This window comes from Rania fehmarnensis, assembly GCF_056494185.1.
Genome location: NZ_CM151398.1, coordinates 4,006,404 through 4,027,699 on the forward strand (window position 1 = coordinate 4,006,404; position 21,296 = coordinate 4,027,699).

At 55.8% G+C, this 21,296-nt stretch carries 7 protein-coding genes; 5 read left to right on the forward strand and 2 right to left on the reverse strand.

The window, feature by feature from the left end:
• Positions 1–740: 740 nt before the first annotated feature.
• Positions 741–5,102, reverse strand: coding sequence for a PA14 domain-containing protein (locus tag SH573x_RS13360; protein WP_479355781.1), 4,362 nt, complete (start codon positions 5,100–5,102; stop codon positions 741–743).
• A 136-nt stretch (positions 5,103–5,238) separates the two neighbouring features.
• Between SH573x_RS13360 and SH573x_RS13365 the strand changes: the two genes are divergently transcribed.
• From SH573x_RS13365 to SH573x_RS13385, 5 genes are all read left to right on the forward strand, one after another.
• Complete coding sequence (locus tag SH573x_RS13365) at positions 5,239–6,633, forward strand: hypothetical protein (protein ID WP_479355782.1); 1,395 nt, start codon at positions 5,239–5,241, stop codon at positions 6,631–6,633.
• A gap of 2,079 nt (positions 6,634–8,712) precedes the next feature.
• Positions 8,713–10,023 carry a homoserine dehydrogenase gene (locus tag SH573x_RS13370; protein ID WP_479355784.1) on the forward strand — a complete coding sequence of 437 codons (1,311 nt, stop codon included), beginning with the start codon at positions 8,713–8,715 and terminating at the stop codon, positions 10,021–10,023.
• Positions 10,024–10,056: 33 nt separating this feature from the next.
• Positions 10,057–11,268 carry a cofactor-independent phosphoglycerate mutase gene (locus tag SH573x_RS13375; protein WP_479355785.1) on the forward strand — a complete coding sequence of 404 codons (1,212 nt, stop codon included), beginning with the start codon at positions 10,057–10,059 and terminating at the stop codon, positions 11,266–11,268.
• Between the two features lie 75 nt (positions 11,269–11,343).
• Positions 11,344–13,131, forward strand: coding sequence for an aspartate kinase (locus SH573x_RS13380; RefSeq protein ID WP_479355787.1), 1,788 nt, complete (start codon positions 11,344–11,346; stop codon positions 13,129–13,131).
• 237 nt (positions 13,132–13,368) lie between these two features.
• On the forward strand, positions 13,369–15,363 hold the full coding sequence (locus SH573x_RS13385) for a sialate O-acetylesterase (RefSeq protein WP_479355788.1): 1,995 nt from the start codon (positions 13,369–13,371) through the stop codon (positions 15,361–15,363).
• 148 nt (positions 15,364–15,511) lie between these two features.
• Here the strand turns inward: SH573x_RS13385 and SH573x_RS13390 are convergent, their stop codons facing one another.
• Positions 15,512–21,247: a PVC-type heme-binding CxxCH protein gene (locus tag SH573x_RS13390; protein ID WP_479355790.1), complete on the reverse strand. Its 5,736-nt coding sequence runs from the start codon at positions 21,245–21,247 to the stop codon at positions 15,512–15,514.
• Positions 21,248–21,296: the final 49 nt, after the last annotated feature.

Genomic DNA, 21,296 nt, shown 5'->3' on the forward strand with positions numbered 1-21,296 from the left:
CGCAGGCTAGGCAAACGAAGGAGTTCACGTGCCGTGGCGAATCTCTGTCTTAAGCACGCAGACGCTCAGGTAAACGCAGCGTTGGGTTAGAGGGTGCACCTCGCCTGGCGGCTACGGGTTAAACGAGTCGCTCAGGTAAACGCAGCGTTGGTTAGAGGGTGCACCTCGCCTGGCGGCAAATCGTTTAACCCGTAGCCGCAGGCTAGGCAATCGAAGGAGTTCACGTGCCGTGGCGAATCTCTGTCTTAAGCACGCAGACGCTCAGGTAAACGCAGCGTTGGTTAGAGGGTGCACCTCGCCTGACGGCTAATCGTTTAACCCGTAGCCGCAGGCTAGGCAAACGAAGGAGTTCACGTGCCGTGGCGAATCTCTGTCTTAAGCACGCAGACGCTCAGGTAAACGCGGCGTTGGTTAGCAGGTGCACCTCGCCTGGCGGCTACGGGTTAAACGAGTCGCTCAGGTAAACGCAGCGTTGGTTAGAGGGTGCACCTCGCCTGGCGGCAAATCGTTTAACCCGTAGCCGCAGGCTAGGCAAACGAAGGCGTTCACGTGCCGTGGCGAATCTCTGTCTTAAGCACGCAGACGCTCAGGTAAACGCGGCGTTGGTTAGCAGGTGCACCTCGCCTGGCGGCTACGGGTTAAACGAGTCGCTCAGGTAAACGCAGCGATGGTTAGCGGGTGCACCTCGCCTGGCGGCTACGGGTTAAACGATTAAGGCTGACTCAAACGTTGTCTGACGACTATGGCAACACCTTCATCGTGTAGTGCGCTTCGTTGGGAAACAGGCTTTGCTCAAGGGCGACCTGGCCAACTCGGATTTCGTAGACGCAGTCGGCGCGGAGCGGACCGAATTCCAAGTTAACTGCGTCTAAGGTAGGATCTATCGCTACTCGCTCAATCTTTTCGTTGCGCTCCTCGGCGTCGTTGCCACCGTAGGCAGGCGTGGAGATTCGGCGGTAGGATCGAATGGAGTAGTTGGTCGTACTCGTGGCTGCGGACGCATCGACCGCTCCGGTGAACTCGATACGTAGACCACTGGTTTGAGCTTTGACGCACGCGATGCCCAAGGGCCATTGACCCTTTGGAGTCAGTTGTACGATCGAACCGGTGTTCTGTCCGCCGCCCCAACCGCTGTCGTGAATGTTTCCGACGGTAAGCGCGCCGGTTGGCGATACCGCACATACAACCGGCCCCTCAAAGGTTGGCTGGCCAGGTTCTACGGGTCGCGAGAACATGTACGCACCGCCTTGCATTACGCCATGAAATTCTTCCAGGCTCATACGAATCAAGGACAGCCCGTTGTACTCACAACCAATCAGATGACCTTCAAAAGGACCAAACAGCGGGGCTTCGAATTCCGCGGGCGTATTCAAGAAGCATATACCGTTGACGCTACGTGTCCATGGATGCGGTAAGTTGATTGCGGGTGATTCGAGCGGTGGGGCGAAGCCTGGTTGGTTTTCGAGTTTGTTGATAAACCCATAACGTTTGCCCGCCTGTATGTGATTGACTTCGTTGAAGGGATTGTAATTGCCTTGATTGTCGGTGGTGAACAAACGCTCTTGCTTGTCCAGTGCCAATCCCATGGGAAAACGTTGTCCGGCGGCCACTGTCTCTAAGCGAAACCCGCGCGGTTTTTGGCTAGTGGGGGATTGCGGTATCAACTTTTGAATGGTGCCACGCAGGCGAGCCGCGCTAAGACTGCGATCATCTTGCTGACAAGGCAAGGCCATGTAGTAATTGCCCGCTTTGTCACGCTCCAAACCCACGGCCCAGTCATGGTAATCGGAGGTATATCCCCAACCATCCGCCACGGTCTCCAGCGGCCAAGGTTGATTGGAGGCCAGGTCGCGCTCGGTCAAACGCAACAGCCCGTATTTGACCAAGACATCCAAACCGTTAGCATGCCCCGCCAAGCCATAGGGGGCTGGCAGATCATCACTAATGGCTTTCCATTGATCGGGCAGGCCGTCGTTATCGGAGTCGATCGCTAAACAAACGCGACCTTTCAAAGAACCGATGGCCAATCGTCCTTGATACCAGGTGAGCGCGGTCGGCATCTCTTCGCGCGGCAGCGGCAGCTGCACGGCTCTAAAGCCGGGGACCACGTCCAACTCGATCGGCGCTATCTTGTCATCGGGCTTGCTCAATGTGCTCAATGTACCCGGTACGTTCGAAGGAATGACGGGGACTGAATCGACGGGCCAGCCCGTGATCAATTGAATACTCACGTTCACAGCTCCATCGTCACCAGCGCGAATCTTCAGTTCGTGTTCTGCTATGGACTCGCTGGACGAGCTTGATTGAATGCGGACGATGGAATGATCGTCGACGATGGCGATACCCAGAGAACGCTCGGCATCAAAAGAAAGCCCAGGCAAGTCTTGATTCAGCTTGATCAGGAAGTCGAACCCAGGCGGCGGCTGGCAGTTAATGTCCAGGCTGATACCCGAACGCATGTCCTTGTCCTGGTCAGACTCGGGAGAGTGGTAAGAACCGATTCGCAGTTTGAGCGGCACAGTTTGTTGGGACTGCTGATGCGCCACATGGAGTCGCGTGCGCAACTGTACGCTACCGTCAGTGTGTTCAATCCCATCGAGTTCCATCGCGAATTGTACCGGGGCTTTGGGCCACCACGGCTTATCATCGGCCGCCATCAAACCAACGCGGAACAGATCTGAGAGGTTATTGCCTAGCGGCTGACCACCCAGTTCCCAATACCACGACTTGCCACGCGTCAACTCGCTTGCCGTATCGCCAATCCACCAGCGACCCAGTTCGCCTCGCTCCAAGTCAACCAGCACGTTGTGTCGATTGCGCAGGCCCAGAATCAGCGGTCTCAAGTACTTGGTTTGTTTCGTCTCCACGACATCAGTCAGCACATGGGTCGGCTCGTTCAAATAACCTGGATCATTGTGTCCACGCACAATGCGGACTGGCGCGGCCGCTGGCGGCTGGAAGCCAGGTGTATTGAGCATCTCCCATACGGCATCGATTTGTTTATGGACATCGTTATCCAGAACACCGCGAACCGGAATTTGAATGGCCGGCATTTCCATGCGAGGCACGATGCGGACTGGATTGCGAACCCAGCGATCAAACCAGCTCTGTCGCACACGACTGCCCAACATCGTCAAGTCGGTTCCGCGGGCTCCCAAAGCCACAGTAGGCGATGGTTGGTCGCCAATCTTATGGCAACTCTGGCAACCAAAGCCTTCTGAGGTAACCAGCCGGCTAGCCGCCACGCGGGTCGTCACATCGTCTGGTAACCGCTGCTTGCGATGCGCGGGTAATTCTGCGATCCGATCGTTATCCACAAAATACTTTACTAATAAAGTAAGTGCTTCATCCGTCAATCGATACTTGGGCATGCGAACTTCTAGCCAGGGCCGCAGCGGTTGATCGGCACGTTTAATGGCCGACTGGAGTGCCCGCTCGTGCAACTTGTCGCCCACTCCCGAAAGCGACGGAGGTAACATGGCCGGTAGACGTGCAGCCAATTCCCGCTGCTGATTAAGCGCTTGCATGGCTCGGCTGGTCAGACCCAAACCAGCATCGCGCGCATGGCATGCCAGACAGTTATTCTCAGCCAACAGCAAGTCGGCGGGCAAGGGCAGTGGTTCAGCGGGCGACGAGTCGGCACGACGTACAGCCTTGCGCTGCGTCCAGTAGGTTTTCAAGGCTAGTCGCTGATTGGCAGTTAATCCAAAGCCCGGCAGCAACTGAGTAGCGTTCGCGGCGTTCAAACAACCTCCCGCCCCATCACTGGCCGACGACAGCAATTTGCTCATCTTAACAGGCGACTTCAATGGCTCTGGAAGCGAGTGGCACTGACCACAGCGATGCTGAGCGATCAACTGTTTGCCACGTTCGCTATTGCCTTGGTTGGGTGCAGGATACGGCGTTGAAGCTTGAAGCGTCGCCAGGTAGGCTGCCAGGTCGTCGCGTTGGTCGCTATCAATGTCCGCTAGTGGCATGCGATGCGCAGTATTGATCTGCTCTGGTTGTGCCAACCACCGCGAAAAAAAGTGTGCAGGGCGTTTGCTACCGACCAGCGATAAATCTCCGCCCGCAAATAGTTGATATGTAAAGTATTCCAGGCGACGGTGTGGCAAGGTAATTGAGTCATCGTCTTCATCGCGAGCGCCAATGGATTGCTGGTCAATAGAGTGACAAGCCAGGCAGCCGGAGGTTAGCAGTAGCTCGCGACCCGTCTCAGCACTGGGGCCGTTACGCTGTTTGGATTTTGATTTGTCATTCTTTTTGGTTTGTTCTTTTGCAATTTTGGGTGGCTGGGGCGGTTTCTGGTTCTCGAGCGGTTTGGAATGGGTCAGTAAAGCAGCAGTAATATCTGCAGCTGCTTGCCAGTCTAAGGCCAGGTGTGGCATGCGTCGCGGGACTTCGTCGTCGGCTAAGATATCGTCCGCAGTTGAGGGCTTCGCCTGGCCCATCAACCAGTCGATTAACCACGCCTTTTCCAGATTGCCGTCGAGTGCCCGTAAATCAGCGGCAGGAGTCGGCGCGTGGCCCGTATCAGAGTCATGGCAGGCGGCGCATCGCAGAGCATGCGCCAAGAGTCTGCCGCGAGGAAATAAATCGTCTGGGTGTTGATCCGATAAATGGCTGAGATAGCGCGAGGTAATGGGCTCCAGTTGGAAGCCTGGTCCTTGCCAGTAGAGTTTTATTTCACCAGCGTCCGCCAGCGAGCGATATTCGATCGTGATCGGGTGATATCCAAAACTGAGCGTGAGCTCGTCGCTATGGGACCACTGAGCTACAGCCGTTTGACTCTGAATCACTTGGCGATCATCCAAAGTGACATGGCAGTTGCCTCTCGAGTAGGTGGCCAGCGAGTATTTGCCTTCCGTTTTGACTTCGATCCAGCCAGTAACCTTTAGCGTAATTGGTTGTGACGCGGACAGGCGTTCGTCGAGCGATTGCGAAGAACTCCAGATCCAGGCTGGTTCGAGATCCACACGTTTCCATGCAGACTCACCATCGGAAATTTCAGCTATCAGTCCTGGCCACCGTTCCTGCGCCAACACAGGGCAGAGGTTCGACGCGCAGAGTACTGAACTCAAGATTGCTAAGAGTCGAATCATAATCAGACACAATTGAAGGTGAGCGATGAGGTGGGGATTGTTGTATTATAGAGTGCAGCGACGTAGAGCGGCTCTCCAGGGCCGCTCTGGAAATACAAGTGCCGGTCGGAAGTGACAATATTCGAAGGATACTCCAATGCAACGCCGCGAGTTTGTTAGCGTAACTGGTGCGACCTTGGCGGGACTGGCGCTGCCCGGAGGTGCGCTGGGTTATCAGTCGGCGGCTCGAGTTGATGAGCATCGAGTCAGCGAGCTGCATATAGCCTCGTTTCGCTTTGATGTGACTCCGCCCCTTGGTCATGGTTGTTGCGGCAACTGGATTAAGCCGATCGAAGGATACGACGACCCGTTGGAAGCCATCGGCCTGGTGATTCTGGGCGCTGGCCTGCCGATTGTGATTTGCGCAGTAGATTGGACAGGTTTATTGAACGAAGCTCATATCGCCTGGCGCGTAGCGCTTGCCGAAGCGGCAGGTACGACGCCCGACCGCGTGGCGGTGCAAGTTGTGCATCAACACAACGCACCGTTTGCTTGTCTAGAAGCTGCCAAGATTGTGGCTGATCAAAAGACGTTGCCGTCCATGTTGAACGTCGACTTCTTCAACCGCTGCCTGGACGCCGGCCGTTTGGCGGTGGGGCAAGCCATGCAGCGCGGAGAGAATGTTACGCACATCGCCACGGGTCAAGCCAAAGTGTTGGAAGTGGCCGCCAATCGGCGCATCTTGGGTGACGATGGAAAGGTGCGCGCCAGTCGCAGTAGCTCATGTGCCGATCCCGCGCTGCGCGCCCTGCCCGAGGGTTTGATCGATCCATATCTAAAGACCGTGGCCTTCTATGCGGGCAATCTCAAACTGGCCGCCTGCCACTATTATGCTTGTCATCCGATGAGCTACTACGGCGATGGTCGTGCAAGCTCCGACTTCTGCGGGTTAGCGCGCAAACGCCGGCAAGGTGACGAACCGGGTTGCGCGCATCTTTACTTCAATGGATGCGGGGGCAACATCGGAGCTGGCAAATACAACGATGGTTCACCGGCGATGCGTCCCATTCTGACCGGTCGCATCTACGACGGCATCGTGGCTTCGGAGCGCGAGCTGAAACCAGTCGCGATCGAAAATGTTAGTTGGAAAACCTGCGAGATCTTGCCGGCCATCGATCCACGCTGGGATGAAGCACAGATCATGGCTCAGATCGAAGACCCCTCGCAGAGTTTGGTCAGTCGCAGCCGACCGGCATACACTGTGTCGTGGATTCGTCGGCATGCCAAACAGTTGCCGATTGTTTTATCGTGTTTGGATATCAACGACGTATCCATGTTGCACTTGCCTGCCGAATGTTTTGTCGAGTACCAATTGCGTGCTCAAGAGTTGGCCAAGAACAAATTTGTGGCCACAGCCGCCTATGGTGATGGCGGCCCTTGGTACATACCCACCACGCAGGCTTACCCACAATTGGGCTACGAAGTCAGCGTGGCTTGGAGCAGTCCAGAAGTAGACAACGTCTTGTCGGGGGGCATGCAACAGTTGCTGTAGCAAGTTAAGAGGTAGCCACCGTCGCCAGACGGTGGAAGCGTTGCTGTTACCAAGCGCCTGAGTGGTACAGCTTGACAAAGAGCGACCAATTGATTGGTCGTGAAACAAAATTTGAATTTTTAAATTGAAATTCAAATTTAAGATGATACAAAGAGAGGGCTTCACGACCGATTGCCCCTGCAACACTGTTTGCCCCTGTGTTACTATCGGCCGTGAAGCTGCCCCTATCTTTGTTGAACTGTGGCGGTGCTTTGATAGACCGCTTCGGTGTACGGGAAAGGGCTTCGCGACCGATTGCCCCTGCAACACTGTTTGCCCCTGTGTTGCTATCGATCGCGAAGCGGCCCCCATCAATTTTGGTGCGAGCGCAAATTCTGCAAACGCCGATTCGATCAGCCAATCACCAGGCAACAACGCCAAACGCAGAAACGTGTCGGTGCGGGTGAACGTCGCTAGATGCGACAGGTCGCAAAGAGTTGCAAGACGACTCTGCTCTCGTATTCCACCACAACCAACCGATGACTGCATCCAGCTACTATCGCGTGGCATTCTGCGCATCTTCAAAGTCAGTCTTTTGGGCAAAGACCTTCCCGGGCTTGTCCGTAGGTTAATAGGGACAGTTCCAGGTTTGTGAAGATGAGCAGGTCGGGCTGAGGGGAATCCGGCCAGCAAATCACATTCAGTGTGCCATCCAAACCATCGTCAGGGTTAGGTTTGATTAGCCAACCGAAAGCGACAAGCGCTCAAAAGTCATCAAACAGTACACTCCAATTTGCGCTTAGGCGGCCGCTGAGGTAGTGGTAAGCTGTTTGTTTCCCGGTATCCCCATCGCCTGCGCAACCTGTACCGATTGTGCGATGGGTGGGCAGTTGGGATGAATCGTTTAACCCGTGGCCGCAGGCCAGGCGAGCGCAGGAGTACATCTGGCAGTGGGTAGTTTTGTCTTGAGCACGAAGATGCTCGGGTAAACGCCACGGTCGTTAGAGGGCGCACCTCGCCTGGCGGCAATCGTTTAACCCGTGGCCGCAGGGCCGCAGGCCAGGCAATCGAAGGAGTACACTCGGCAGTGGGTAGTTTTGTCTTGAGCACGAAGATGCTCGGGTAAACGCCACGGTCGTTAGAGGGTGCGCCTCGCCTGGCGGCAATCGTTTAACCCGTGGCCGCAGGCTAGGCAATCGAAGGAGTACACTCGGCAGTGGGTAGTTTTGTCTTGAGCACGAAGATGTTCGGGTAAACGCCACGGTCGTTAGAGGGTGCGCCTCGCCTGGCGGCAATCGTTTAACGCGTGGCCGCAGGCCAGGCAATCGAAGGAGTACACTCGGCAGTGGGTAGTTTTGTCTTGAGCACGAAGATGCTCGGGTAAACGCCACGGTCGTTAGAGGGTGCGCCTCGCCTGGCGGCAATCGTTTAACCCGTGGCCGCAGGCCAGGCGAGCGCAGGAGTACATCTGGCAGTGGGTAGTTTTGTCTTGAGCACGAAGATGCTCGGGTAAACGCCACGGTCGTTAGAGGGCGCACCTCGCCTGGCGGCAATCGTTTAACCCGTGGCCGCAGGGCCGCAGGTTAGGCAATCGAAGGAGTACACTCGGCAGTGGGTAGTTTTGTCTTGAGCACGAAGATGCTCGGGTAAACGCCATGGTCGTTAGAGGGTGCGCCTCGCCTGGCGGCAATCGTTTAACCCGTGGCCGCAGGCTAGGCAATCGAAGGAGTACACTCGGCAGTGGGTAGTTTTGTCTTGAGCACGAAGATGCTCGGGTAAACGCCACGGTCGTTAGAGGGTGCACCTCGCCTGGCGGCAATCGTTTAACCCGTGGCCGCAGGCCAGGCAATCGAAGGAGTACACTCGGCAGTGGGTAGTTTTGTCTTGAGCACGAAGATGCTCGGGTAAACGCCACGGTCGTTAGAGGGTGCACCTCGCCTGGCGGCTACGGGTTAAACGATGGAGGCTGATGTAAACGCAGCGTCTGGAGCCGCTCTACAGACACAGGCTGGAAGCCTATGCCACATTCATGTATATTCGCAGGCTTGAAAACGCCTTTTGCGAGATCTCACGCCCAGTGGAGTAGCCGGCCCCCATATTATGGAAAAGACCAAAGTAGCCATCGTTGGACTAGGGACAGTCGGCAGCGGGGTGGCACGCTTGTTGATCGATCATGGTGATCGCACCGCGCGGCACGCCGGCCGCACGCTCTGGCTCGAAAAAGCGGTGGTTCAAGACCTCGACAAACCGCGCGGTTATGACCTGCCGGCCGGCATTCTGACCGACTCGCTCGACGATGTGCTCAAGAGTAAGGAAATCGAAGTCGTGGCTATGTTGGTCGGGGGGCTCGAACCAGCCCGCACGATCACGCTGCGATTGCTGGAAGCCGGCAAGGATGTAGTCACGGCCAACAAGGCCCTACTGGCTGAGCACGGTGGTGAACTGTTCGATCGCGCGCGACAACTGGGCCGAGCTATCGCTTTCGAAGCGGCCGTGGCCGGCGGCATTCCGATCATCGCCAACATCTCGCAGTGTTTGTCCGCCAACCAAATTCGCTCGCTGCATGGCATTCTGAACGGTACCAGCAATTTCATTGTCACGCAGATGGAAGAGCAGGGCTGGGAGTACTCGCAAGCCCTGAAGGAAGCGCAGCGACTGGGTTACGCCGAAGCGGATCCGACCATGGATGTCGATGGCAGCGATGCTGTTCAGAAGCTGGCCATCCTGGCTCACCTGGCCTTTGGTGCCCGCGTTGCTTGGCGCGAGATTCCGCGCTTCGGCATCGACAAGCTAGACATCTGCGATATTCGTTTCGCGGCTGAACTCGGTTACCGTATCAAGCTGTTAGCGGAAGCTCGACTGGTCAATGACGGCCTGGACCTTTCCGTTTCGCCGACGCTCATTCGTACCGGTCGACCACTGGCTGAAGTTCGCAAGAATTACAACGCGATCAAAGTAGTCGGCGATGCCGTCGGCGATTTGTTCTTTCATGGTCAAGGTGCCGGCGCGATGCCCACCGCTTCGGCAGTAGTGGCCGATATGATCGACATGTGTGTGGGACGAGCGCGGATTACATTCCGAACATTGGAACTGTGGAGCCGCCGCGAATCCAAAGTTCACTTGCGGCCTTACGATGATCTGCCAGGTCGCTACTACCTGCGTTTGCACGTAGTCGATAAACCTGGCGTGCTGGGCCAGATAACCTCCATACTCGGGCAATATCAACTGTCTATTGCGTCGCTCATTCAACATGAACCGAATGCGGAAAGTACAACTCCGATGGTTCCACTGGTCATCATGACTCATGAAGCCCCCGAGGGTGCTGCTCGCAAAGCGGTCGAGAAGATCAGCCAATTGGGCGTTGTCAGTGGACCAAGCGTACGCATGCGTGTTATGGATGAACGCAACTAATCTTCCAGCCAAATGTAATTCGAATCTTCAACAATGAAATACGTCATAGTCATTCCCGATGGTTGCGCCGACTTGCCGCTTGATGAACTGGGTGGCAAAACGCCTTTGCAAGTCGCCAACATTCCCAACATGGATCGTGTCGCGGCCGAAGGCATCGTGGCTCAGACCGATAATGTGCCCGCGCACTTTCCGGCTGGCAGCGAAGTCGCCAACTTGACGTTGCTCGGTTACGACCCGAATGTTTACTTCACAGGCCGCGCGCCGATCGAAGCTGCCGCCCAGAACATTCAACTTGGCCCAGGCGACTGGGCCGTTCGATGTAATCTGGTGACCATCGAAGACCAGATCATGGTCGACTTTACGGCTGACCATATCTCCAGCGCCGAAGGTGCAGAGCTGCTGCAATCCTTACAGCAGACGGTTACCGATGAGCGTTTGCAATTTGTACCGGGCGTCAGTTATCGCAACTTGCTGATCTTTCGCGGTCGGCCTGGTGAGCCGGCTCCGTTTAGCGCCGACACCCGTACGCGCGCACCTCATGACATAACCGACTTGCCAATCGCAGATGACTTTCCGCGTGGACCAGGCTCAGATTTGCTAGTCGATTTGATGAATCGCAGTGTGCCGCTGTTCGCCGCTCATCCAGTTAACCATGCACGCGTTGCCGCCGGGAAGCGTCCGGCCACCAATGTATGGCTGTGGGGACTAGGTGGCAGTCCATCGCTGACAAGCTTTCATGAACGATTTGGACTGAAAGGTGCCATGATCACGGCGGTGGATCTGCTGCGCGGCCTGGCAGTGCTCGTTGGTTGGGATAACATTGCGGTGGAAGGTGCCACAGGCTACCTGGACACCAACTATCGAGGCAAAGGTCAGGCGGCTATCGAGGCGCTCGACAAGTACGATATCGTTACCGTACATATCGAAGCGACGGACGAAGCCTCACACGAAGGTAGGTCCAGCGAAAAGATCAAAGCGCTGGAAGCCATCGATCAACATATTGTCGGCCCCATTCATCAGCGGCTGAAACAAATGGGCGATTACCGTTTGCTGATCTTGCCAGATCATCCTACGCCGTGCTCGACCAAAAAGCACAGCCACGGCATGGTTCCTATGGCCATCTGCGGACGCGGGATTGCAGCTAGTGACGCATCACAATACAGCGAAGCCGCGGCAGCTCAATCGAATGTCGCCTTCCCCAACGGCTGGGAAATGATGGACGCTTTCATTCGTGGTTCATTCTAAACCACGTTCCAGTTTTTCCGCTCTGTAACTCCAACGATCGATAACCCACAACCGAAGCGACTGAGACACGCAATTATGAGTTTGATTGTGCAGAAGTTTGGCGGCACCAGCGTAGCTGACCCCGAGAAGATATTGTCGGCAGCTCGCAAAGCCATTCGCGCTCAACAACAAGGCAATCAAGTCGTGGTTGTGGTCAGTGCCATGGGCCACAACACCGACTTGCTGATCGACCTGGCTCGCCAGGTCAATGACAAGCCACCAGCTCGCGAAATGGATATGCTGCTTTCGACCGGCGAGCAAGTGAGTGTAGCGCTAATGGCCATGGCCGTGCATGCCTTGGGCTACAAAGCCGTCAGCTTGACCGGCGCGCAGATGGGCATTACCACCGACAGCAGTTATACGAAGGCTCGCATCCGTAACATCTCTGCTGAACGCATTCGCAAACGGCTGGACGAAGGCAACATCGTTATCGCCGCTGGCTTTCAGGGGATCGATGACGACGATAACATCACCACCCTCGGTCGCGGCGGTAGCGATACGACGGCCGTCGCGCTGGCCGCAGCCCTTCAAGCTGATGCGTGCGAGATTCATACGGATGTCGATGGCGTTTACACGACCGATCCACGCCAGCTGCCCGAAGCGCGGCAGATGTCACGCATCAGCTACGATGAAATGCTGGAACTGGCTAGCCTGGGCGCCAGCGTCATGCACAATCGCTCGATTGAGTTCGCCAAAAAGTACGACGTGCCGATCCGCGTTCGCAGTAGTTTCAGCGACGCTCGAGGCACGATGATTGTCAGCGAACCTGAGTCGGCCTCGGCTGGTGTGTGCGGCGCAGCCCTGACGCGCAACGAAGCACGCATCACGGTTCAGGGCGTACCCGATCGACCCGGCACCAGCTTTGAGATCTTCAAACGTTTGGCCGACGGTAAAATCACGGTCGACATGATCGTTCAGAACATCGGCCAAGACGATCGCGCCGACATCTCGTTCACCGTACCCAACGAAGAACTGCCTGCCGCGTTGGAAGCCATCGCCGAGGCTGCAGCCTCGGTGGGTGCTACTGGCTATACCCACGACGACAAGGTCGCCAAAGTTTCAGTCGTCGGCTTGGGCATGGCCAAGCAAACCGGGGTAGCGCAAAAGATGTTTCGCGCTATCGCCAATGCGGGCACGAATATTCAAATGATCACCACCAGCGAAATCAAGATCTCAGTCTTGGTCGAACGCGATCAATCGCAAGCAGCGCTGCGAGCCGTACATCAAGTCTTCGAACTGCATAAGCGACCGAGCGATGCCGCAGCTTGGGAAGAGATTCCGAAACGCCAAGCATCTGATACTGACGTCGCGCGCATGGTTGCTGACCTGCATTCAGCTGACATGGAGCAACTGTCGTTGAGCGATGTCAGCTTGGTTGACGATCAAGCCCGCGTGACGTTGATTGGTGTCCCCGATCAACCTGGCCTGGCTGCGAACATCTTCGATGCCATCGCTGCCGCTGGAATTTTCGTCGATATGATCGTGCAGAGCTGCGACGGATACCTGGGCGAGACGAGCATCAGTTTTACGATACCACGATCGCAATACAATGACGCCATGAAGGTCATGCACGAGTTGGGCAAACAGTTCAAGTTTCGCCGCGTGCAAGGTTCGCAAGACATCGCCAAGCTTTCCGTCAGCGGTATTGGGCTGCGCAGTCACACCAGCGTGGCGATCGGTATGTTCGATGTCTTAGGTAATGCGGGCATCAACGTCGAGATGATCAACACCAGCGAACTGCGCGTTAACGTAGTCATCAACAGCGCCACCGGTGCCAAAGCCGTCCAAGCGGTCCGCGAGAAGTTTAAAGAGAACCTGCAATAACGCGTGTCACCTCCCCTGCGCAGCGGGGGAGGTCGCCGACGCGGCGTTTAGCCGTCGTCGGCGGGAGGGGGCACAGCGTCAAGCTGTACTCCTGCGGTACTAAGCACCTATGCTGCCAAGACCCCTCCCGAATCTCGCAAAGCCTCGATTCGACCTCCCCAAGGCGAAGCCTTGGAGAGGTGACGTGTACAATGCGCTTCCTGCCCAACTTCTTCCTTACCCTCGCGAGATCCTCCAATGAGAACCTACGTTCAACTGATTGCCATCCCTACTGTGTTGCTATTGGCGACAGTAGCCTCGGCGGCTGAGCTGAAGTTTGCTTCGATCTTTTCTGATCACATGGTGTTGCAGCGCGACCGACCGGTGGCGGTGTGGGGTACTAGTGATCCCAATGCAACCGTCGAAATTGAATTTAAGAATCAAAAGAAGTCCGCTAAAGCGGGTGCCGATGGCAAGTGGATACTGCAACTGGATGCGCTACCAGCCGATGGTGCCGGCGTTGAATTAAAAGCGTCGTTGAAGTCGACGCCCGAGAAAGCCATCAAGCTATCTGACGTTGTCGTCGGTGATGTGTGGCTGGCTTCAGGTCAATCGAACATGGAATGGGAGATGGGTTGGAAGCAGGATTCAAAGGACGACATTGCTGGTGCCGATCATCCTCACTTGCGACTGATTCAAATTCCGCTGATCGCCAGTTTGACGCCTCAAGACTCGGTCAACGCCTCTTGGGCTCGCTGCACACCGGAGAGCGTAGCTAGTTTCTCGGCCGTCGGTTATTACTTCGGTTTGAAACTACATCAAGATGTCGGAGTGCCTATCGGTGTTATTCAAAGTGCTTGGGGTGGTACGCGCATCGAGCCTTGGACCGATCCGTCCGGATTTGCCGCAGTGCCGGCTCTGCGCGATTTTGGACAATCCGCTGTCGCCCAACTGCCCGGTAGTCCGGAGTATGCAGCCAAATACGCCGAACATTTCAAGAATGTAGAAAAGTGGTTGACCGAAGCTCGTCAACTCGTGCAATCGGGCAGCGCACCACCCGCTCTGCCTGCACAGCCCACGAGCTACTCAGCCGATCCCGGCACACCAACGGCACTTTATAACGCCATGATTCACCCTTTGGTACCCTTCGGTTTGAAAGGCTCGATCTGGTATCAAGGCGAGTCGAATCACGCTGAGGGTTTTGCCTATGTCGATAAAACTGCGGCCTTGTTGCATTCATGGCGGACGGCCTTCAAGAACCCGAACCTGCCGTTCTATTTTGTTCAAATCGCCTCATGGCAATACGGCGACGAAGATCCACAGATTCTGCCTCAGTTTTGGATCGCCCAGCAAGCATGCCTCAAGCTACCTCATACGGGCATGGCCGTGATCACGGACATCGCTGAATTGCAGGACATCCATCCAGGTAATAAGAAAGAAGTCGCCCGCCGATTGGCCCTGTGGGCCTTGGCCAAAGACTATGGCAAGAGCGACATCGATCCAAGTGGCCCTACCTATGCTTCACACAAGATCGAAGGCGCGAACATTCGAGTACTGTTTGATCATACTCATGGCGGCCTGGCCGCACGTGATGGTAAAGAGCTACACGATTTCGAAGTCGCGGGTGCTGATGGCGCGTTTGCGCCGGCAACCGCCAAGATCGATGGCACTAGTGTCGTAGTCAATTCTGACAAGATCGCGCAGCCCAAACAAGTTCGCTTTGCTTGGAACAAATTGGCTATGCCCAATCTGATGAACGGCGACCAACTGCAAGCTACCGCTTTTCATACGCATTGGCCAGTGGATCCCGATCTCGGTGATAACCTGGCCGAAGAGTGCACCTTCGAATGTAGCGACCCAAACATCTGGGGATGGAATGTGGGGCTGACTGACGGGGCTTGGGGTAACGCGGCACCTCAGTGTTTCGCCACTGGCATTTCGGATGCGTTTCCCAAACATGTGACGATCGATCTCAAGCAACCCACTGAAATCAACCAGGTTAGATACGGTGTACCCAACGTTGGTTCGACCAAGACGGTTGCGATATCCGTCAGTGGCGACGGCAAACAATTCACCGAAGTTGGTAGCCATGCGTTTGGCCAGAACAAGGCCGAACGATCCGTGGCTGTCTTCAAGAATACCCCCGCTCGCTACGTTCGTCTGACGTTCAAAGACTTTCACGATGCAGAAACCGGCAACTATTCGAAATTCTTCGGGTTTATCAGCGAAGTGGAAGTTTACCGCAGCAAGTAGGTGAAGCTGTAGCCACCGTCGCCAGACGGTGGACGCATTACGTGTAGCCACCGTCGCCAGACGGTGGATGCGTTACGAGTAGCCACCGTCGCCAGACGGTGGATGCGTTACCTCTGATAATCCACCGCTTGGCAGCGGTGGCTACGGGCTACTTCACCTCAAGGACAAAGTTCTTGAAGCGGACTTCGGTGGCATCTCCTGAGTGAAGTTGTAGGGCAAAGATACCACGGCGGGCTCCTGGCGCGTCATCCATATTAACGCAGGGTTGGCCGTTGATCGAGGTGTGGATATGTCGTCCATCGGCGATGATCTCGTACGTGTTCCAATCGCCCTTCTTGACAAACTCCTCACCGGATTTCGGCCACAATAATCCGCGACCTTCTTCTTCATACAGTTTGCCCCACCAATCGGCACCGATGTCGGCTTGGTAACCTTTGACACCCTGTTCAGCGGGCGTGCTGCGGAACTGAACGCCGCTATTGCCTGCGTTATTCACGAGCATCACCTCAAACGTCAACTTGAAATTGGCCGCCGCCATCTCACTGATTAGAAACTCGTTGTGCTGGATGCCTGGGGATTTGCCGACGATCTGCCCATCGACCACGGACCACAGTTCCATATTGCCTTGCCAGCCGGTCAAGTCGCGGCCATTGAAGAGGTTCATGGCGTTCTTCTCATCAGCCAAGATCGGAACTTGCGCGGGCGAGGCCATATAGGCGATCAGGGCCAGGACTTCCGCAGGTGTGAACTGTTTCAATTGATCGTCTGGCATCATCGATTGCGGGCTGAGCTTGCGGCTCTCAATTTCATCAAGCGGCACAACTTCCAATGCTGTAGCGGTTTGAATCTTCAGTGCCTTGTCGTCTTCGCCACGCACAATGCCGGTGATCACCCGGTTATCGCTCGTGAGTACGATTGTCGGTTGATACTCTTTGGCCATCACCGCGCTGGGATCGACAATGTTGCTCAGCAGATAATCGAGGTTGGTTCGATTGGATCCAGTCAGATCGGGGCCGACGTTGCCACCGATACCAAAGAGCGCATGGCACTGTTGGCACGTGCGCGCGAATACGGCTCGACCATGTCCCAAGTCGGGCTTCATCTTGCTGGTGCTGACGAGTTTCTTGTACTCTTCAATCAACTTGGCCTTGTCGGCTGCGGTTTCGCGTACCGTGCCCCAAGTCTTGCCCAAGAGGTCATTCACTTCGGGATGATTCAAATTTTGTAGTTGCCGAACCAGATCAGCGGACAGTTCATTGCTCGCAATCTTCTTGCCTTCGACCGCTTTCAACATAGCAATGGCCGATTCAGCTCTAGCCGATAACGTGGCCAACGCGGTGCGTTTCTCGTTGGGTGAGAAGTCGGCGTATCGGCTGAGGATTAACTCGGCCGTCTTGGCATCGTTGACTTGAGCCAGTCCACCGAGAGCTTGCTCGCGCAGGGCTGCGTCATCCAGCACAGCCGTGAGGACGCTAGCCAGTTTGGGGTCTTTGGCGGCCAGCAAACTCGCTAGCCCTTCGCGTCGCGCATCGCCCGCCTGGTTGCGATCGAGCACACGTTGTCTGACTTTGGCCAGCGCGGCTTCGTCGCCGAAGGTCACGCCCAGCGAATCGACTTGCAGCTTGACCTGCGCATCGTTGCTCTTGAGCAGCTTCGCCGAAACTGCCGCCCAAGCCGCGGGCGGAGTGACTCGACGTTGACCGGTGAGCGATGTGCGAATCGCGTCCAGAAACGCTAACTGTACGCCAGCTTGTTCTGCTTTGCCCAGTCCTTCAACCAGCGAAGCCAGCGCCGGTGCATCACCACGAGATCCAATGCGACGCAGCATGTAGTCGCGTATTAGCGGAATATTCTCGCCAGCTGAAATTGCAAAGGCCAAAGCTCGAGTCGGATCCGCTTCTGCCAATGGCTCCGCCGCGTACCAGATCATTAGAGGCAAGTTATGATCATTGACATCGGCGGCGCGGGATACCAGGCCTTGGAGAATGTCCCAGCGCTCTGCCAGTGGCAAACGACCAGCGGCCGAAGCCAGGTACAAACGCGTTACAGGTGAATCATCTTTGCCGGCCAGTGCAGCCAATTGTTTCACCAGGCCATCCCCAGCCAGCGATTTATCGGTGGCCGCGTGGTCGAGACTTAGCTGAATCGCCCAACCGCGAACATACGGACTGGCATCGGAAAGTAAACGATCACGCGTAGCAGCCTTCAGGTTTCCAGTGACCGCCAGGGCCCAAGCGGCTCGCAGTCGAACGGTGTCTTTTGCGTGGCTGAGCGCTACCTGCGTTAATTGTTCTACAGCCGATTGAGCAATCGAACCTTTGGCTGCGCGCTCTTGCAGCAGTCGGCGACTGTGGCGCACATACCAATCGTTGTCATGACTTACCAACGCTGCCAGTTGATCATCATTCATTTTGCCCAGGTCAACTTGCTCGCTCTTATTCGCACCGTACACGATCTTGTAGATACGGCCGTTGCTGCGATCGTGCCGCTCGATCTCGTTCAAGTGGCAAGCTTGCATGTCGTACCAGTCGATCATCCAGCATTGGCCATCTGGCCCGTATCGGAGATTGAGAATCTGCGAAGCCTGGTCGCCCGTGAGCAAGAAGTCCGGTCCGTGGCTCCCGACGTAACCTGAACCCTGCGGCTTGGGTACGTCCATATTCAAACGCTGGCCGTGAATGTTGTTCATAAACAACTTGTCGCGATATTCGGCAGGCCAGGTGCCACCCAAATAAATCATGGCACCTGCGTGCGCATGTCCGCCGCCAGCTGCGTCGGAACGGCCATTGCCACCGTGTGGACCAGATCCCAAATAATGGAAATGGTCGGCGATGGTCTTGATGTCGTTGTAGGTGTAAGGATTAAAGTGATTCCCAGCTTGACGCTCATAACGTCCGCCTTGAATCACGTGATACAAGTGCGGAATAACACATGCGGTCAAGAACGCCTGACCGCGATCATTGAAATCTACGCCCCAAGGATTGCTGGTGCCGTGGGCGAACACTTCGAAGATGTGTTGGGTCGGATGATAACGCCAAATGCCAGCGTTGATCGGTTGACGTTCGGCATCAGGTGTCCCGGGCTTGCCCACGCGCGAGTGCGTGAACACGCCGTGGCAACCATACAACCAACCATCGGGTCCCCAAATAAAGGTGTTCAACGTTTCATGAGTATCCTGGAGTCCCCAACCATCCAGCAGAATCTGTGGTTGGCCGTCGGCAACATCATCTCCGTCGGCGTCGGGAATGAACATGAAATATGGCGCTGCTCCCACCCACACGCCTCCAAAACCGACTTCGATACCGCTGACCAGGTTGAGACCTTCGGCGAATACTTTGCGATTCTCCAGCGTGCCGTCACCGTCGGCATCTTCGAAGATCAAGATGCGATCGCGACCTTGGTCGCCTGCGGCACGTCTGGGATACTCGTAGGCTTCAGCGATCCACACCCGTCCGCGATCATCCAATGCCATAGCGATCGGTTGTTTAACATCGGGTTCGGCAGCAGCAGGAATGACGCGAAAACCAGTGGGCACCTTCATGTTAGCCGCAGCCGGTCCAGCCGCTTGTCCCTTGAAGGGATAGTCGTCGGCTACTAGCGGCGTATCGGAGGCAGACGGTGGTCCCGGTTGTTCGGCATGCAGTCGAAATTCGTCGAAATTGATATGTCCCCAACCATTGCTGGAGTTATCGACGACTTTGATAAAGATCTCTTTGCCTGCGTGGGCTTTCAGATCAACAATTACGAGTCGCATGTTTTCGCTGTTGCGTCCCGAGTATTTGGCCAGCACATTGCCACTGCTCTTATCGACTAATTCAATCCGCGTCTCTGGACCTTCACCGCCTCCGATGCGGAAGGAAGCGAACGGTGCATCCACTTTGAATGGCGCTGAGCTAAGCGTACCCTTAGGTTGATCGCCTTTGATTTCAAAGGTGCCGATCCAGTACTTGCCTGCATGTTCGCTGCGCATGTCGGCCCGTCGCTTGACGACCGCGTCACCTTCAACCGGCTGGCCGACAAAGGCATCGCCCGTGGCAGTCCAATCAGCCAAGGTGCCGCTTTCAAAGTCTAAGTTAAGCGCAGTGCCATCACTCTTCTTGGGCAAATAACCGCTCGGCAGGCCAAGCTGGATGGCGTCGATACCGACCATGTATTGTTTGACGGCTTTGGGATGGGCACCGACGATCGTCAAGCTCAAACGATGCTTGCCGGCCGTCAATGTAACTGGACCGAGATTCAGCAGGCCAGTGGTAACGACGTCTGGTGAATTGTAGAGATCGATAGCAGCTCCCAGACGTTTGTCATCCAGCGCCAGCTCGACGATGCCGTAATCACTAGCCTTGGTGAGCACACACATGAAATCGAAGGTGCCCGCTTTTTCGACTGGCAATTCCAACTCAAGTTTGTCACCGAGTTTGGCTCCGGTCCACCACAACTGCGAATTGCCACTCCATCTATCTGCCGAGAAACCACCCATCCCTTGTGGATCGGCACTGCCACCGGTGGCCTTGAGAACTTTTAGTCCTTCGCCTTCCAATGTCTTACCAGGCATATTCTGCGCGAGGATTTGTTTCTTCTTGGCTTCGGCAGCTAACGCTGCTTTTTCTTCGGCCGTTGGCTCGTAAGCGACAGGCTGGGCTTTCTTCCACGCGGCCTGGTCAACCACGCGCCGCGTCTGCGTAACCACTGCGCAGCCTTTCATGCCGCCGACAACAATATCGGGCAATTGATCTTTGTTGATGTCAAAGACGCTCAGTTGTCGCCCGATGCCCGTATCATCGGCAGCGCGCTGGGGAATCCAGTCGATGCCCTGTTCGTTACGGACTAGCTTGAACCACACGACGACAGCGCCATCGTTCCAGCCTGGGCTCTGTTTGTGGTGCGAGTAATAAGTCTTGCCCGTGATGATGTCTTTCAGTCCATCACCATCCATATCGACCAGGTTGACCGAATGCAATTCACTGATGGCCAGGCCATATTTGTTATCAACCGGCTTGGAGCCCATGATCAGGTGCTGCTCGAATTCGACCTGGTCGCCTGCGCGCTTTTGCTCGAACCAAGCCAGACCATAGTCGTGGGCAGCCAGGCTGGTGATGACATCGTTATCGCCATCGCCATCTACATCGTAGGCAAACATATCCGCGCCACCGTACGCGTTGGTAAAGGCAGCTTCGCGCAATTCCCAGCGGCCACCGGCTGATTCCAAGTTTGCAGGTTGTTCAAACCAGCCCTTGGAATGAAGGATGTCTGCTCGGCCATCGCCATTGACATCGCCGACGCCCAGACCATGGCCGAATTTACGATCAGTGACTTGTGCCGAGACCGCATGAAACGTCCAGGCTGCTAACGGCTTGGCTGGATCGATCGTGGCGTAGCCGAAAAATCCATCGCGCGTGCAAACTAGTTCCGGCGTCGCATCACCCACTAGATTGGTGAAGTGTGGTGATTCGTTAGAAACAGAATCAAAGACTTGAACCTTTTGCCAATGGGCCGGCTTCGACTTGTCCGCGTCCAATTTGCCTGGGTTCTTGTAGACATGAGCGGGCGTGCCCGGGAATCCGACCACGAAGATGTCTTGCCAGCCGTCTTTGTCGACATCATAGACCCAAGCAAAAAAGTGGTCGGCGTAGCCTTCGCGATTCTGTGGCTTCGGTGGGTAGATCTCAAAGCTCTGCGTGAAATCGGGACCTGCGTACCAGTGGGGGCCGTAAACAATGTCGACCGCTCCATCATTGTTCAGGTCGCCCGCTCCAGCTCCCTCTGAGTAATACTCACTGGAGAGCTGCTGCGTTTTAAAGTCCAGAAGTACCGCATCAGCGGCTAGCGTCAAATTCGAAAGACAAACGAGTCCAAGCCAGAGCAGCTTCGTGGTGCTACTACGCATAGTGCTTCTCGAGGTGATGAAGAGGAAGGCGGGGTGTGGCAGTCGTGGC